The organism is Kitasatospora griseola (assembly GCF_014648555.1).
GTDB lineage: Bacteria > Actinomycetota > Actinomycetes > Streptomycetales > Streptomycetaceae > Kitasatospora > Kitasatospora griseola.
Genome location: NZ_BMRI01000011.1, coordinates 66067 through 80239 on the forward strand (window position 1 = coordinate 66067; position 14173 = coordinate 80239).

Genomic DNA, 14173 nt, shown 5'->3' on the forward strand with positions numbered 1-14173 from the left:
AGGATACGGGTCACCGCAGGACGAGCCGCTTGAGATCGATCTCGACGGGGAACGGCAGGTCGGTGCGGAGCTGTCCTTCGTGCACGGCGACCGGCAGGTAGCCGCCCTGCTCCCGGTCGAGCCGGAACTCGTGCACGACAGGGATGTCGTCCTCGCCCCGTTCGATGCGCCAGTAAGACGGAACGCCGGCCTCGGCGTACTGCGCCGGTTTGCGGAGACGGTCGGCGGTGCGAGTGGCCGGAACGACCACCTCGACGGCGAGCAGCACCGACCGCAGCGGCAGGGTGTCCATGGTGCGGATGTCGAGCCCGGACTTGTCGTACACCACCGCATCGGGTCGAACCCAGTTGCGCGGGTCGAACACGAGCGTTGTGGGGCCCATCACGGCCATCGGCTGCACCTGTTGCCGATCCATGGCCACCATCAGGCGGTCCCGCACCCGGCCGTGCCACATGTCGTTCAACGGCACCGGAGTGATCACCCCGTCCACCAGCTCCCAACTGAACGGGAACTCGGTGTCACCGATCTCGTCACTGGTCCAGCCGCGCGAGGGCGCGTTCATCCACTTGCTCCACACGCCCCCATCGTAGCCATCCGAGCACCATCAGTAACCGAACGCCCGCGCCGTGTTCGCCGCGATCGCCGTCGCCAACTCGTCCTCCCCGAGGGCCAGATGGGCCGCCATCGCACGCAGCGTGACCGGGATCAGGTAGGGGGCGTTGGGGCGGCCGCGGTAGGGGTGGGGGGTGAGGAAGGGGGCGTCGGTCTCGATCAGGACGCGGTCGAGGGGGGTGGCGGTGAGGGCCTCGCGGAGGGAGTGGTTGGCCTTGTAGGTGACGGGGCCGGCGAAGGAGAGGTACCAGCCGTGCTCGGCGCAGGTCCTGGCCATGGCGGCGTCGCCGGAGTAGCAGTGGAAGATCGTGCGCTCGGGGGCGCCCTCTTCGAGGAGGACGGCGATGACGTCCTCGTGGGCCTCGCGGTCGTGGATGACGAGGGCCTTGCCGTGGCGCTTGGCGATCTCGATGTGGCGGCGGAAGGACTCCTTCTGCAGGTCGACGCCCTCGGGGCCGGTGCGGAAGTAGTCGAGGCCGGTCTCGCCGACGGCGAGGACGTGCGGGAGGGCGGCGAGGCGGTCGATCTCGGCGAGGGCGGCGTCGAGCGCGGCCCGGCCGCCGGGCGTGCGCCGCTGCCCGGACCAGCCGTCGGGGTCGCCGAGGAAGATCCGGGGGGCCTCGTTGGGGTGCAGGGCGACGGCGGCGTGCACCTGCTCGTACTCGGCGGCGAGGTCCGCGGCCCACTGCGAGCCGGGCACGTCACAGCCCACCTGGACGACGGTGGTGACGCCGACGGACGCGGCGCGGGCCAGTCCCTCGGCGGGGGTGCCGGACTGCATGTCGAGGTGGGTGTGCGAGTCGGCGACGGGGACGGCGAGCGGCTCGGGCAGCGGCGGCGGGGTCGAGCGGTCGTCGTTCTTCTTGGCGTTGGCGGCCATCAGGAGGCGGTCTTCTCTTCGAGGCGGGGGAACAGGATGTCGCCCTTGGTGACGAGGGCGCCGGCGGGCAGGCGTCCCCAGTCGGCGACGGTGGCGATGCGCTGGTCGGCGAGCGGGCCGAGCGCGGCCTCGGCGCCCAGGGAGTCCCAGAGCTCGGCCGCGGCGGCGGGCATCACGGGGTTGAGCAGCACGGCGGTGGCGCGCAGCGCTTCGGCCGCGGTGTAGAGGACGGTGGCGAGCCGGGCCCGGTCGTCCTCGGTGGTGGACCTGGCGACCTTCCAGGGTTCCTGCGCGGTCAGGTAGCCGTTGACGGTCTTGATGAACTCGAAGATCGCGGCGATGCCGCCCGCGAAGTCCAGCTCTTCGCCGATCCTCCGGTCGGCCTCCTCGGCGGCCCGGACCAGGGCGTCCGCGACGGCCTGCTCGGCCTCGCCGTGGGCGGCGGCCGCGGGCAGCACGCCGTCGTAGTACTTGCCGACCATCGCGGCGGCCCGGGAGGCCAGGTTGCCGAAGTCGTTGGCGAGTTCGGAGGTGTAGCGGGCGGTGAAGTCCTCCCAGGAGAACGACCCGTCGGTGCCGAACGGGATGGCGCGCAGGAAGTAGTAGCGGTAGGCGTCGACGCCGAAGTGCGAGGTGAGGTCGGTGGGCGCGATGCCGGTCAGGTTGGACTTGGACATCTTCTCGCCGCCGACCATCAGCCAGCCGTTGGCGACCACCCGCTTCGGCAGCGGCAGCCCGGCGGCCATCAGCATGGCGGGCCAGATGACGGCGTGGAAGCGCAGGATGTCCTTGCCGACCAGGTGCACGGAGGCGGGCCAGAGCCGGGCGAACCGTTCGGGGTCGGCGCCGTACCCGGCTGCGGTGATGTAGTTCTGCAGGGCGTCGACCCACACGTACAGGACGTGCTTGTCGTCCCACGGCAGCGGCACGCCCCAGTCGAAGGTGGAGCGGGAGATCGACAGGTCCTTGAGGTCCTGTTCGACGAAGCGCAGCACCTCGTTGCGGGCGGCGGCGGGCTGGATGAAGCCGGGGTTGGCGGCGTAGAACTCCAGCAGCTTCGGGCCGTACGCGGAGAGCTTGAAGAAGTAGTTCTCCTCCTCCAGCCACTCCACCGGGCGCTTGTGGACGGGGCAGAGCTTTTCGTCCTCGCCGGCGCCGGGCAGCAGTTCGCCGGGGAGCTTGTACTCCTCGCAGCCGACGCAGTAGGGGCCGGTGTAGCTGCCCCGGTAGATCTCGCCCTTGTCGTACAGGTCCTGGACGAACTCCTGGACGCGGTCGGTGTGCCGCGCCTGGGTGGTCCGGACGAAGTCGTCGTTGGCGATCTCCAGGTGCTGCCAGAGCGGCTTCCAGGCCTCCTCGACCAGCCGGTCGCACCACTCCTGCGGGGTGACGCCGTGCGCTTCGGCGGTGCGCAGGATCTTCTGGCCGTGCTCGTCGGTGCCGGTGAGGTACCAGACGTCCTCGCCGCGCTGGCGGTGCCAGCGGGTCAGCACGTCGCCCGCGACGGTGGTGTACGCGTGGCCCAGGTGGGGGCGGTCGTTCACGTAGTAGATCGGCGTGGTGACGTAGTACGCGTCGGTGCTGGGGTGCTCTGCGAAGGCCGCCATAGCGGGGATCCTAGTCGCCGGGCGCGCCGCGGCCCCGGACCGCGGCGGCGGTCCGGGGCCGGTGCGGGCGTCGGAGCGGGGTCAGGCGGCGCGGTGGCGGCGGAACAGCCGGTTCCACCAGTGCAGGACGCGCGGCTTGCGGGGCTTCTGCGGGCCCTCGGGTTCGGCGGTGGGGGCGTAGCCGGGGGCGACGCCGGCGGCCACCTCGGCGACCCGGCCGGCCCGCATGATCCGGACCCGTTCGCCGCCGCAGCCGGGGCAGACCAGTTCACGCAGCGGGGACGGGACCTTGACCCCGTTCGCCTTGTACTCGACCACGGTGTGTCCGTCGCGGCCGGTGTGGTGCTCGATGTCGTACGCCTGCTCCCAGCCGTAGCCGCAGTTGAGGCAGACGAAGGAGTAGGCCTCGCGGACCGTCTCCACGGGGATGCGCGGTCGGGTGGTCAGCCCGAGGCCGCTGGGCGCTCCACCGTCCAGGGGGCTGTCGATCGTGTCGCTCATGCGCCACCTCGCTTCGCTCGGAGCCCGTCGCCCGACCTGGCGGGCCCGGCGCGGGTCTTTCCATCCCAGGGAATGCCCGGGAGGGTCCGTCCGATGCCCGGCTTGCCAAGTCTTGGTTCCGAATTGGCCCTCCGCTGGGGTTGCTCATTCCAACGTACGACCGAATCCGGCCATGGGCACTCGACGGGTCAGCCGGCGTGCTTGGCGGCCACCACGGCGTCGAAGACCACGGACTTGCGCAGGCCCAGTTCGGCGGCGACCGCGGCGATCGCCTCCTTGCGGCGCTCGCCGGCCTCCTCGCGGGCGGCGACCCGGCGGGCCAGCTCGGCGGGGCCGACCTCCTCGGGGGCGGCGGGCGGGGCGCCGGCCACCACCACGGTGATCTCGCCCTTGACGCCGTCGGCGGCCCAGGCGGCGAGTTCGGCGAGCGGGCCGCGCTTGACCTCCTCGTAGGTCTTGGTGAGCTCGCGGCAGACCGCTGCGGGCCGCTCGGCGCCGAACGCCTCGGCCATCGCGGCGAGGGTCTCGGCGATCCGGTGCGGGGCCTCGAAGAACACCATGGTGCGCGGTTCGGCGGCGATCTGGGCGAGCTGCCGGGAGCGGTCGCCGGCCTTGCGGGGCAGGAAGCCCTCGAAGGTGAAGCGGTCCACCGGCAGCGCGGACAGCGCCAGCGCGGTGAGCACCGCGGACGGGCCGGGCACCGCGGTCACCTTGATCCCGGCGGCGACGGCCGCGTCGACCAGCCGGTAGCCGGGGTCGGAGACCGAGGGCATGCCGGCGTCGGTGACCAGCAGCACCCGGGCCCCGCCCTGGAGCGCGGCGACCAGTTCGGGGGTGCGGCCGACCTCGTTGCCCTCGAAGTAGGACACCACCCGGCCGGTCGGCGTCACGCCGAGCGCCTGGGTGAGCCGGCGCAGCCGCCGGGTGTCCTCGGCGGCGATGACGTCCGCCTCGGCGAGTTCGGCGCGCAGTCGGGGCGGCGCGTCCTCGACGTCGCCGATGGGGGTACCTGCCAGTACGAGAACACCAGTCACGGCACCATCCTCCCCTACCGGCGGGGGTCCTCACCGGGACGGACGCGGCCCGGTGCGGCGCAAGCCGTCCGGGGACCCCTTGTGACTTCAGCCATTGCCCCTACGATGTGGCCCGTGAGCGGCGACATGGACAGTGGTGTGGACCACCCCGAGCGGGGTGGCGTGACCGTGCTGGAATCGGCCGATCCGGCCGCCGTTCCGAGGCCGCGCGCCGAACCCGAACCGGCCTCCCGGTGGGCCCGGGCGCTGTCCGGCGCGGGCTACCGCGCGCCGCGGCGCACGCCCCTGGACGAGCAGTTGGTGCCGCCGATGCCGGACGGCCCGGGCGTCACTCCGGACGTGGTCCCGCCGTCCCCGCTGCTGGCCCGGCTGGGCATCCGGCTGCCGGACGCGCTGTGGTCGTGGCTGTGCCGCTGGTCCGGCTGGCTCGGCCCGATCGCGGTGGCGGCCTTCGCGGGCGTGCTGCGCTTCGTGAACCTCGGCGGGCCGCACGCGCTGATCTTCGACGAGACGTACTACGCCAAGGACGCGTACGCGCTCTGGCAGGTCGGCTACGAGACCAACTGGGCGGACGACGCCAACGGCCTGATCACCGCGCCGAACCCGACCGTCCCGTTCCGCACCGACCCGGCGTACATCGTGCACCCGCCGGTCGGTAAGTGGATCATCGGCCTGGGCGAGCAGATCTACGGCATGAACCCGTTCGGCTGGCGGTTCATGATGGCCGTGCTCGGCACCCTGTCGGTGCTGATGCTGGCCCGGATCGGGCGGCGGCTGTTCCGCTCGACGCTGCTGGGCTGCGTGGCCGGGCTGCTGATGTCGGTCGACGGCCTGCACTTCGTGCTCAGCCGCACCGCGATCCTCGACCTGGTCGTGATGTTCTGGTTCCTGGCCGCGTTCGGCCTGCTGCTGATCGACCGGGACCGCACCCGGGCGCTGATCGCGAAGCGGCTGGACGCCGGGCTGGGCACCGACTGGTGGCAGCTCGGCCTGCGGCCCTACCGGCTGGCGGCGGGCGTCAGCCTCGGCCTGATGACGGCCACCAAGTGGAGCGGCGGCCCGGCGATCGCCGTCTTCATCCTGCTCGTCGCCTTCTGGGACACCTCGGCCCGCCGGATGGTCGGCGGGATCCGCGGCCCGGGCGGGCAGCCGATCGCCGAGGGCCTGCGGATCCTGCGGCACTGCGTGGACTGGGTCTGCTCGGCGGCGACCCTCGGCCTCACCGCGGCGGTCACCTACCTGGTCAGCTGGACCGGCTGGATCATGTCCTCGACGGAGCCCGGCAAGGGCGGCTACTTCCGCGACTGGGCGGTGCAGCACCCGGGCGGCTTCGGCCCGGACTGGTGGCGCAGCCTGTGGCACTACCACTCCACGATGCTGGACTTCCACACCAACCTGCACAGCCCGCACACCTACCAGTCGAACCCGTGGAGCTGGCTGCTCCTCGGCCGCCCGGTGTCGTTCTTCTACGAGTCGCCGAAGAACGGCCAGGCCGGCTGCACCACCTCCGACTGCGCCCGCGAGGTGCTGGCGATCGGCACCCCGCTGCTGTGGTGGGCGGGCATCGCCGCGCTGCTGTACTGCCTGTACCGCTGGCTGATGCGCCGCGACTGGCGGGCGGGGGCGCTGCTGGCCGCCCTGGCGGCCGGCTATCTGCCCTGGTTCCAGTACCAGGAGCGCACCATCTTCCTGTTCTACGCGGTGTGCTTCGTGCCGTTCCTGGTGCTGGCGGTGACCATGATGATCGGCGCGATGCTGGGCCCGGCCCACGCCTCGCCGGACCGCAGACTGGCGGGCGCCACCGGCGCGGGGCTGCTGGTCGTGGGCATCATGTGGAACTTCCTGTACTTCTATCCGATCTTCACCGGCCAGACGATCCCGATACCGGACTGGAACGGCCGGATGTGGCTCAGTACTTGGATCTGAATCCACACCGGAGAGCGTGTACCGGATCTGTCACAAACCGGCGGCGTGTCGTGAGTGCACGGATGGTGTCTGCCTATGGTGTCGTGGCCGCTGATTCCTGGCGGCCACGACACACCAGGGGGGACTCGACGTGAACAACGGCGCGAAGATCGGCATCGCCTCGGCCGCCACGGTGCTGCTGCTCGCCGGCGGCTACGGCGCCTACGCCCTGGTCTCCGGCGACTCCGACGGCAAGGACGCCGCCAAGAAGCCGCGCACCGTGGTCTCCGAGCCCCCCAGCCCCGAGCTCGCCGCGTCCGGCGCCAAGGCCTTCCTGGACGCCTGGGGCAAGGGCGACCTGTTCGCCGCCGCCAAGCTCACCGACGACCCGGACAAGGCGCAGGCCGCGCTGCAGGCCTTCCACGACAACGTGAAGCCCTCCGCCGTCCACCTCACCGTCGGCGGCCCGACCACCGCGCCCAGCCCGGCCGCGTCCAAGTCCGCCGCGCCGTCCGCGTCGGCGTCGGCGTCCTCGACGGCCGCCGCCGCCGGGCCGACCGGGGTGCTGGAGAGCTTCAAGGCCTCACTGGAGTTCGCCGGGACCGGCTCCCCGTGGAACTACGACGGCGTGCTCGGGGTGGTGAAGATGAGCGACGGCACCGCCGCCGTGCACTGGGCGCCCACCGTGATCCACCCGAAGCTGGACGCCACCGAGACCATCGGCGTCAAGCCGGTGTTCGCCGCGCCCGCCGCCGTCACCGACCGCAAGGGCAAGCCGCTGGCCGGCTACGCCTCGCTCACCGGCCTGCTCAACCAACTGAAGGCCGCCGCCCCGCAGGGCGGCAGCCCGGAGGACGCCGGCACCGCCGTGGTGATCTCCCCCGCGTCCGGCAACGGGCCCGCGGAGAAGGTCTTCACGCTGAAGGAGCCCAAGCCCGTCCCCAACCTGAAGCTGACCCTGGACGCGGACCTCCAGGCCGCCGCCGAGTCCGCGGTCGCCGCCCAGGGCAAGCCGGGCTCACTGGTGGCGATCGAGCCCAGCACCGGCGGCATCCTGGCCTACGCCTTCTCCCCCACCACCGGCCAGAACCGGGCGTTCTCCGGGGCGACCGCGCCCGGCTCCACCCTGAAGGTGCTGACCGCCGCCGCGCTGCTGGAGGCCGGGATCACGCCGACCACCTCGATGCCCTGCCCGGAGACCACCATGGTCACCGGCAAGTCCATCGCCAACGACTTCAAGGGCGCGCACCCCGAGTACACGCTCACCGACGCGTTCATCAACTCCTGCAACACCTCCTTCATCGAGAAGGGCAAGGACGTCCTCAAGGCGAACTCGCTGCCCTCGCTCGCCAAGGACGTGTTCGGCATCGGGCTGGTCTGGAAGACCGGCCTGTCGAACTTCGACACCGACATCCCGGTCGAGTCGAGCATGGCGGGCGCGGCCAGCGAGTTCATCGGCCAGGGCAAGGTGCGCGCCAACCCGCTGGGCATGGCGTCGATCGCCGCGACCGTGCAGTCCGGGGTGTTCAAGCAGCCGATCCTGGTGCCCGGCATGGACCAGGTGAAGGCCGCCCGGACGCTCTCCCCCGACGCGCTCTCCAGCCTGCGGTCGCTGATGACGCAGACCGTGAAGTCCGGCACCGCCGCGGCCGTGAAGCCGGCCCTGCCGGCCGGTTCCGGCGCGAAGACCGGCACCGCCGAGGTCGACAACAGCGCCGACGCGAACTCCTGGTTCACCGCCTACTCGGGCGACCTGGCGGTCGCCGCCGAGTTCCAGGGCGCCGGACACGGCTCGGCGGCGGCCGGGCCGGCCTCGTCCAAGGTGCTGGCGGTGGGCAACCGCAAGTGACGCAGGCGGAAGGGGCCCCGGGAGCGGGGCCCCTTCCGCGTCTCACTGCGCGAAGCGCCGCAGCAGGTTCTCGGTGACCCGGCGGGTGAACGCGCCCGCCCGCCCGTCGATGCCGTGGATCGCGCTGCCGCCGGCCGGGCCGGTCGCCTCCAGCGACTCCACCCACCGCATGGTGCCGGTGGCGAAGACCAGCGCGCCGCTGCCCGCCGGGTACAGCGCGGTGTCGGCGAACGAGTGCCGGCCGTCGCAGACCACCGGGGAGTGCGAGAGCACCTCGATGCCCTGCGGCGTCGGGTAGGACGGGTTGACCCGGTCGTACTCGACGCCGACCAGGTGCGGGAAGCTGTCGCCGGCCTTCGCGCCGGTGCCCGCGAACAGCCAGTGGCCGGGCGCGGTGACCACGTACGGGGCGTCCACCGGGTAGCCGTCGTAGATCACGCCGAGCAGCGAGGACTCCGGGTCGGCGCCGGGCGGGGAGCGGAAGTCGGTGGTCGCCGGGTGCCCCGCCCTGTAGCCGGGGTCGTCCTTCCAGGCGCCCTTCCAGCAGACCACGGTGCGGTCCGGGCCGGTCGGCGACGGCTCGTACCGCACCCGCCGGAAGCAGCAGTTGGCGCCCAGGATCGCCAGGTGGGTGCCGGCGTCGCGGGCCGCGGTGAAGTGGGCGCGCTGCTCGGGCGACCAGTACTCGTCGTGGCCGAGCGAGAGCGCCGCCTTGGCGCCGCGCAGCAGGTTCGGGTCGGCGGCGACGTCGATGCAGGTGGCGTACGACAGCGGGATGCCGAGCTTCTCGGCGAGCGCGACCAGCGGGGCCTCGTAGACCAGGAACAGGCCCGCACCGTCGTCGTACTGGTACGGCCGGTCGAAGCTGACCTGGTACGAGCGGGTGGGCAGCCCGCCGGACGGGCCGTTGTACAGGTTGTAGCCGCCCCACTCGTTGTAGGCCTGCCAGGTGGCGACCGCGTTGACCACCACGGTGGTGCCGGCGGTGCTGCGCGAACGCACGGTGAGCGGCACGTAGCGCTGCCCGGCGCCGCCCTCCGCGTCCAGCCGCAGCAGGTAGCAGCCCTCCGGCCAGCCCGTGGTGTCGACGGCGGTGGAGCGCGACCAGGAGGTGATCACCATGCGGGTGGCCGGGTCGACGGTGAACGGCTGCTGCTTGGCGCCGGGCAGCCGCCCCGACTTCCACACCTGACGGGCCCGGGCGCCGCCGTACCAGCCCATCCGGTAGGCGGTGACCGTGAAGCCGGGCGCGGTGGTGGAGACGTGCAGGCCGACCTGCTCGCCGGGCAGCACACTGGCCCGGTCCGCCCAGCCCTCGATCGCACCGGCCGGGCCGGCGTTGGTGATCGCCCAGTCGGCGTTGCCCGGTCTGGCGTTCTCCGCCGCGGTGGCCGACGGCGCGGGGCTCGGCGCGGCGGCCGCGGCGCTGCCGCCGGGTGCGGCGGAGCCGGCGGCGGTGCGGCCCGGGCCGCCCGGGCCGCAGGCGGTGAGCGAGGCGGCCGCTCCGGCGGCCAGGCCCAGGAAGCGGCGTCGTCCGGTGGCGCCCAAGATCACTCCCGTGTTCGTACGGTGTCCCGGGACACCATAGGCACGTCGGCCGGCTGGCGATGCGTCGGCCTCCGCCGGGGCACCGGGACCGGCCGCCCGGGCGCGGTCGCCAGCCGCGGCCACACCACCAGCACGGCGGGCAGCGCCAGGTAGCCGAACCGGCCGGCCGGGGCCAGCGCGAACGCCACCGTCAGGCCCGCCGCCAGCAGGTCGCAGGCGGCGACCGCGGTGGCCGGCGGACGGGTCGGCAGCCACGCCGCGACGGCCAGCGCGCCGACGGCCAGCAGGGTCAGCGACAGGGCGTGGCCGTACGGGCCGAGACCGGCCAGCACCTTGCCCGGCAGCGGGCTGCCGGCCGGGGTGTGGACGGCGGTCAGGCCCAGCGGGAAGCGCACCACCTGCTCGTACAGTTCACGCGGGTGGAGCGCCGCGACCGGGCCGATCACCGCCCCGCCGACGGCCAGCGCCGGGACGGCGGCCCGCAGCGCCGACCGCGGGCCGTGCCGGCGGTGCAGCAGCAGCAGTGCGACCGGCAGCGCCGGCCAGGCCGTCCACTTCAGCGTGCAGGCCAGCGCCAGCACCAGGCCGGTGCGCAGCGGGTGGCCGCGTTCGGCGAGCGCCATCGCCAGGCAGCAGACGCCGGTCAGCGGCAGGTCGACGCCGCCGACGGCCAGCGCGAGCGCGACCAGCGGCGAGGCGGTGAGCACCGTCAGCGGCAGCACCGACGCCCGCAGCGGGCCGCCGGGGCGCAGCAGCCGCCACCCGGTCAGCAGGCAGGCCAGGAACGCCGCCGCGAACCACAGTCGGGCGTCGCCCAGCACCCGGGCCGCCGGACCGGCTTCCCCGAGCACCACCCGGGGCAGGCCGAACAGCGCCATCGCGGGCAGGTACGGGTTGTAGTCGACGACGTGCGGCGTCTCGGTCAGGTACGGGCTGCCGGTGTGCAGCAGCAGCGCCGCCGACCGTTCCACCACCGTCACCTCGGACTGGTGGTGCCCGGTCAGCACCAGCGCCCCGAGCGGCAGCAGTGCCGCGCCCAGCGCCGCCGCCGCGCCGGCCGCCCGCGCCCCGAGCCCGCACGGCAGCGTCACCGTCAGCACCGCGGCGAGCAGGTACCCGGGCACCGCGAAGCGCCCCCAGGCGGCCTGGTTGGCCAGGTGTGACATCAGCGGGAACGCCGCCGCCCAGCCCGCGGCCGCCACCCACTCGCCCGCCTGCGCCACCGGATGTCCGAGCACGCGCAGGGCCCGTCGGGTGCTCGCCATGGCTCGAAGGCTAGGGCGAAAGCCACGCCCTGTCGCGGGATTCGGGCCAGTTTTATCGGTTCTGTCCGGATTTCGACACCGCTCGGCCTACGGAGCGTCAGCTCGGGTCGGCGGGCTCCTCGGTGCGGGGGGCGGCCAGGCCCGGGCAGCGGCGAGGGCAGGGAAGGTCTCACGGCGGAGCGCGACGATGCCGACGGACACGGCGGTGAACGCCACCGGGGCGCCCGTCGAGGTCATGTCGGCCGACAGCCCGAGCGGGACGACAGCGGTACCGACCGGGGCGAAGCCCCGCGGCCTGCGGCCGGCGCCACAGGGTCCGCGGAGTCCCCGGCGACGGCGGCCTACGGAGCGTCAGCTCGGGTCGGCGGGCTCCTCGGTGCGGGGGGCGGCCAGGCGGGAGTGCTTGGCGCTGTAGGTGAAGTAGAGGACGGCGGCGAGGGCCAGGGCGATCGCGAAGGCGATGAAGGTGTCGCGGTGCAGCTTGGTGATCAGGTAGACGCAGAAGCCGGCGCTGAGCACGGGGGTGACCGGGTAGAACGGGACCTTGAAGCCGCGCGGGAGGTCGGGGCGGGTGCGGCGGAGCACGACGATGCCGACGGACACGGCGGTGAACGCCACCAGGGTGCCCATCGAGGTCATGTCGGCCAGCAGCCTGAGCGGGAAGACGGCGGCCAGCAGGGCGACGGCGGCGCCGACCACGACGGTGTTCCAGACCGGGGTGCCGGTGCGTGGGGAGACCCGGGTGAAGGCGCGGGGCAGCAGGCCGTCGCGGCCCATCGCGTAGAGGATCCGGGTCTGGCCGTAGATCACCACCAGGGTGATGGAGAAGATCGAGACGATCGCGCCGCCGGCGAACACCAGGGCGGGCCAGGACTGGCCGGTGACGTCCTGGAGGATCTGCGCGAGGCCGGCCTTCTGGCCGTCGAACTGCTGCCAGGGCTGGGCGCCGATCGCGGTGACGGCGACCGCGATGTACAGCAGGGTGACCACGCCGAGCGAGATCAGGATGGCCAGCGGCATGGTGCGGCGCGGCTCGCGGACCTCCTCGCCGGCGGTGGAGACGGCGTCCAGGCCGATGAAGGAGAAGAAGATGGTGGAGGCGGCCGTCTGCACGCCGCCCCAGCCGTTGGGGGCGAACGGGGTGAAGTTGCCGGCGTGGAAGCCGGTCAGGCCGATGGCCACGAAGAGCACCAGGATGGCCAGCTTGATGGTCACCATCACGGCGTTGACCTTGGCGGACTCGCCGACGCCGCGGATCAGCAGCACGGTGACCAGGGCGACCAGCACCACGGCGGGCAGGTTGAAGACGCCGTTCTCGCCGGGCGGGGCGGTGAGCGCCGCGGGCAGGTGCAGGCCGAACGCCAGGTCGGCGAACTGGTCGAGGTACTGGCCCCAGGTGACGGCGATCGCGGACGCGGAGACGCCGTACTCCATCAGCAGGCAGACGCCGACGCCGTACGCGACCAGCTCGCCCATGGTGGCGTACGCGTACGAGTAGGAGGAGCCGGCCACCGGGATGGCGGAGGCGAGTTCGGCGTAGCAGAGCGCGGTGAGGCCGGCCGTGACGGCGGCGATCACGAAGGACATCACCACGGCCGGCCCGGCCACCGGGACGGAGGTGGTGAGGACGAAGAAGATGCCGGTGCCGACGGTGGCGCCGATGCCGATGGCGGAGAGCTGCCACAGGCCGATGGATCGGCGCAGGTGTCCGGCTCCGGTTCCGCCCGCTTCGGCGATCAGGGTGTCCACGGGCTTGCGCCGCAGCAGGCGGGTGGTGCTCATCGGTCGTCCTTCTGGTGGGGATCAGGCACGGACTGTATCAAATACGCCGATATGCATAGTTATGAGATCTTGGTCGCAGGTCGGGCGGTCACCGGTCGAGGACGGCCTGCATGACGGCCTTGGCGATCGGCGCGGCCAGCCGTCCCCCGGTGACGTCGGTGGCCGTGCTGTCGGCCACCACCACCGCGACGGCGACCGGCGGGGTGGCGGTGGACCCGGCGGGGCGGGCCCAGGCGATGAACCAGGCGTACGGGGTGCCGCTGTTGTCGACGCCGTGCTCGGCGGTGCCGGTCTTGCCGCCGACCTCGGCGCCCGGGATCTGCGCGTTGCCGCCGGTGCCGTTGTTCACCACGTTCACCATCAACCGGCGCAGCTCGGCGGCGACGCCGGGCCCGAACGCCTGCCGGTACAGGGCGGGGCGCATCAGCTGGACCTGGGTGCCGTCGGCCTTGGTGAGCCGGTCCACCAGCTGTGGATGCATCACCTGCCCGTCGGCGGCGACCCCGGCGGCGACCATCGCCATCACCAGCGGGGTGGCGGCGGTGTTGTACTGGCCGATCGAGGACAGCGCCAGCTGCGAACTGTTCATCCTGGTGTCGAAGTTGGAGCGGGCGGCCCGCACCGGGACGTCGAGCTTGGCGTCGTCGAAGCCGAAGTTCTTCGCCATCGCGACCATCCGGTCGAGGCCGGTCTGCACGCCGAGCCAGCCCAGCACGCTGTTGCAGGACAGCGTCATCGCCTCGTCCAGCGACAGCCCCTCCTGGTCGCAGGCGCTGGTGTCGTTGTTGAGCGTGGTGGTGGTGCCGGGCATCACGTACGGGAAGGGGGCGCCGGTGGGGGCCTGGATGTCCGTCACCGTGCCGTTGGCCAGCGCGGCCGCGGCGGTGACCACCTTGAAGGTCGAGCCGGGCGGGTAGATCTGCCGCAGCGCCCGGTTGAGCATCGGCTGGTCGGGGTCGGCCTGCAGCTTCTCCCAGGCGGCCTGGTCTGCGGCGCCGGCGCCGGCGATCGCGCCGGGGTCGTAGCTGGGGGTGGAGGCCAGCGCGAGGATCCGGCCGGTGGCGGGTTCGATCGCGGCGACGGCGCCCTGTTGGCCGCCGAGCCCCTGCATGGCGGCGCGCTGCACAGCCGGGTCGATGGTGGTGACCACGTCGCCGCCGGGCTGCTGGTTGCGGGTGATGGCGTCCCAG

General features: G+C 73.0%; 11 protein-coding genes. 2 read left to right on the top strand and 9 right to left on the bottom strand.

Going from position 1 to position 14173, the window contains the following annotated elements; all coding sequences use genetic code 11:
* Positions 1-10: 10 nt before the first annotated feature.
* The 5 genes from IEZ12_RS16255 to rsmI form a co-directional block, all read right to left on the bottom strand.
* Entirely contained in the window at positions 11-577 is a 567-nt protein-coding gene (locus IEZ12_RS16255) for a Uma2 family endonuclease (RefSeq protein ID WP_189272684.1), read from the bottom strand.
* Positions 578-604: 27 nt separating this feature from the next.
* On the bottom strand, positions 605-1492 hold the full coding sequence (locus IEZ12_RS16260) for a TatD family hydrolase (RefSeq protein ID WP_189272685.1): 888 nt from the start codon (positions 1490-1492) through the stop codon (positions 605-607).
* On the bottom strand, positions 1492-3099 hold the full coding sequence (metG, locus tag IEZ12_RS16265; RefSeq protein WP_189272686.1) for a methionine--tRNA ligase: 1608 nt from the start codon (positions 3097-3099) through the stop codon (positions 1492-1494). The genes IEZ12_RS16260 and metG overlap by 1 nt, the downstream gene beginning before the upstream one ends.
* 81 nt (positions 3100-3180) lie before the next feature.
* Positions 3181-3600: a hypothetical protein gene (locus IEZ12_RS16270; protein ID WP_100587381.1), complete on the bottom strand. Its 420-nt coding sequence runs from the start codon at positions 3598-3600 to the stop codon at positions 3181-3183.
* Between the two features lie 188 nt (positions 3601-3788).
* Positions 3789-4634, bottom strand: coding sequence for a 16S rRNA (cytidine(1402)-2'-O)-methyltransferase (rsmI, locus tag IEZ12_RS16275; RefSeq protein ID WP_189272687.1), 846 nt, complete (start codon positions 4632-4634; stop codon positions 3789-3791).
* Positions 4635-4739: 105 nt separating this feature from the next.
* On the opposite strand from rsmI, the gene IEZ12_RS16280 reads away from it, so the two are divergent.
* Positions 4740-6560, top strand: a complete 1821-nt coding sequence (locus IEZ12_RS16280) for a dolichyl-phosphate-mannose--protein mannosyltransferase (RefSeq protein WP_373295484.1) — start codon at positions 4740-4742, stop codon at positions 6558-6560.
* 130 nt (positions 6561-6690) lie between these two features.
* Complete coding sequence (locus tag IEZ12_RS16285) at positions 6691-8388, top strand: penicillin-binding transpeptidase domain-containing protein (RefSeq protein WP_189272688.1); 1698 nt, start codon at positions 6691-6693, stop codon at positions 8386-8388.
* Positions 8389-8430: 42 nt separating this feature from the next.
* On the opposite strand, the gene IEZ12_RS16290 is transcribed toward IEZ12_RS16285, so the two are convergent.
* The 4 genes from IEZ12_RS16290 to IEZ12_RS16305 form a co-directional block, all read right to left on the bottom strand.
* The gene (locus IEZ12_RS16290) at positions 8431-9942 is read right to left on the bottom strand and encodes a N,N-dimethylformamidase beta subunit family domain-containing protein (RefSeq protein ID WP_229847586.1); all 1512 of its coding nucleotides are present in this window, start codon (positions 9940-9942) and stop codon (positions 8431-8433) included.
* Positions 9939-11201: a glycosyltransferase 87 family protein gene (locus IEZ12_RS16295; RefSeq protein WP_189272690.1), complete on the bottom strand. Its 1263-nt coding sequence runs from the start codon at positions 11199-11201 to the stop codon at positions 9939-9941. Before IEZ12_RS16295 ends, IEZ12_RS16290 begins: the two co-directional genes overlap by 4 nt.
* Positions 11202-11552: 351 nt before the next feature.
* The gene (locus IEZ12_RS16300; RefSeq protein WP_043915731.1) at positions 11553-12983 is read right to left on the bottom strand and encodes an APC family permease; all 1431 of its coding nucleotides are present in this window, start codon (positions 12981-12983) and stop codon (positions 11553-11555) included.
* Positions 12984-13071: 88 nt separating this feature from the next.
* Positions 13072-14173 (bottom strand): penicillin-binding transpeptidase domain-containing protein (locus IEZ12_RS16305; protein WP_229847587.1); only part of this gene is annotated, 1102 nt, incomplete at its 5' end.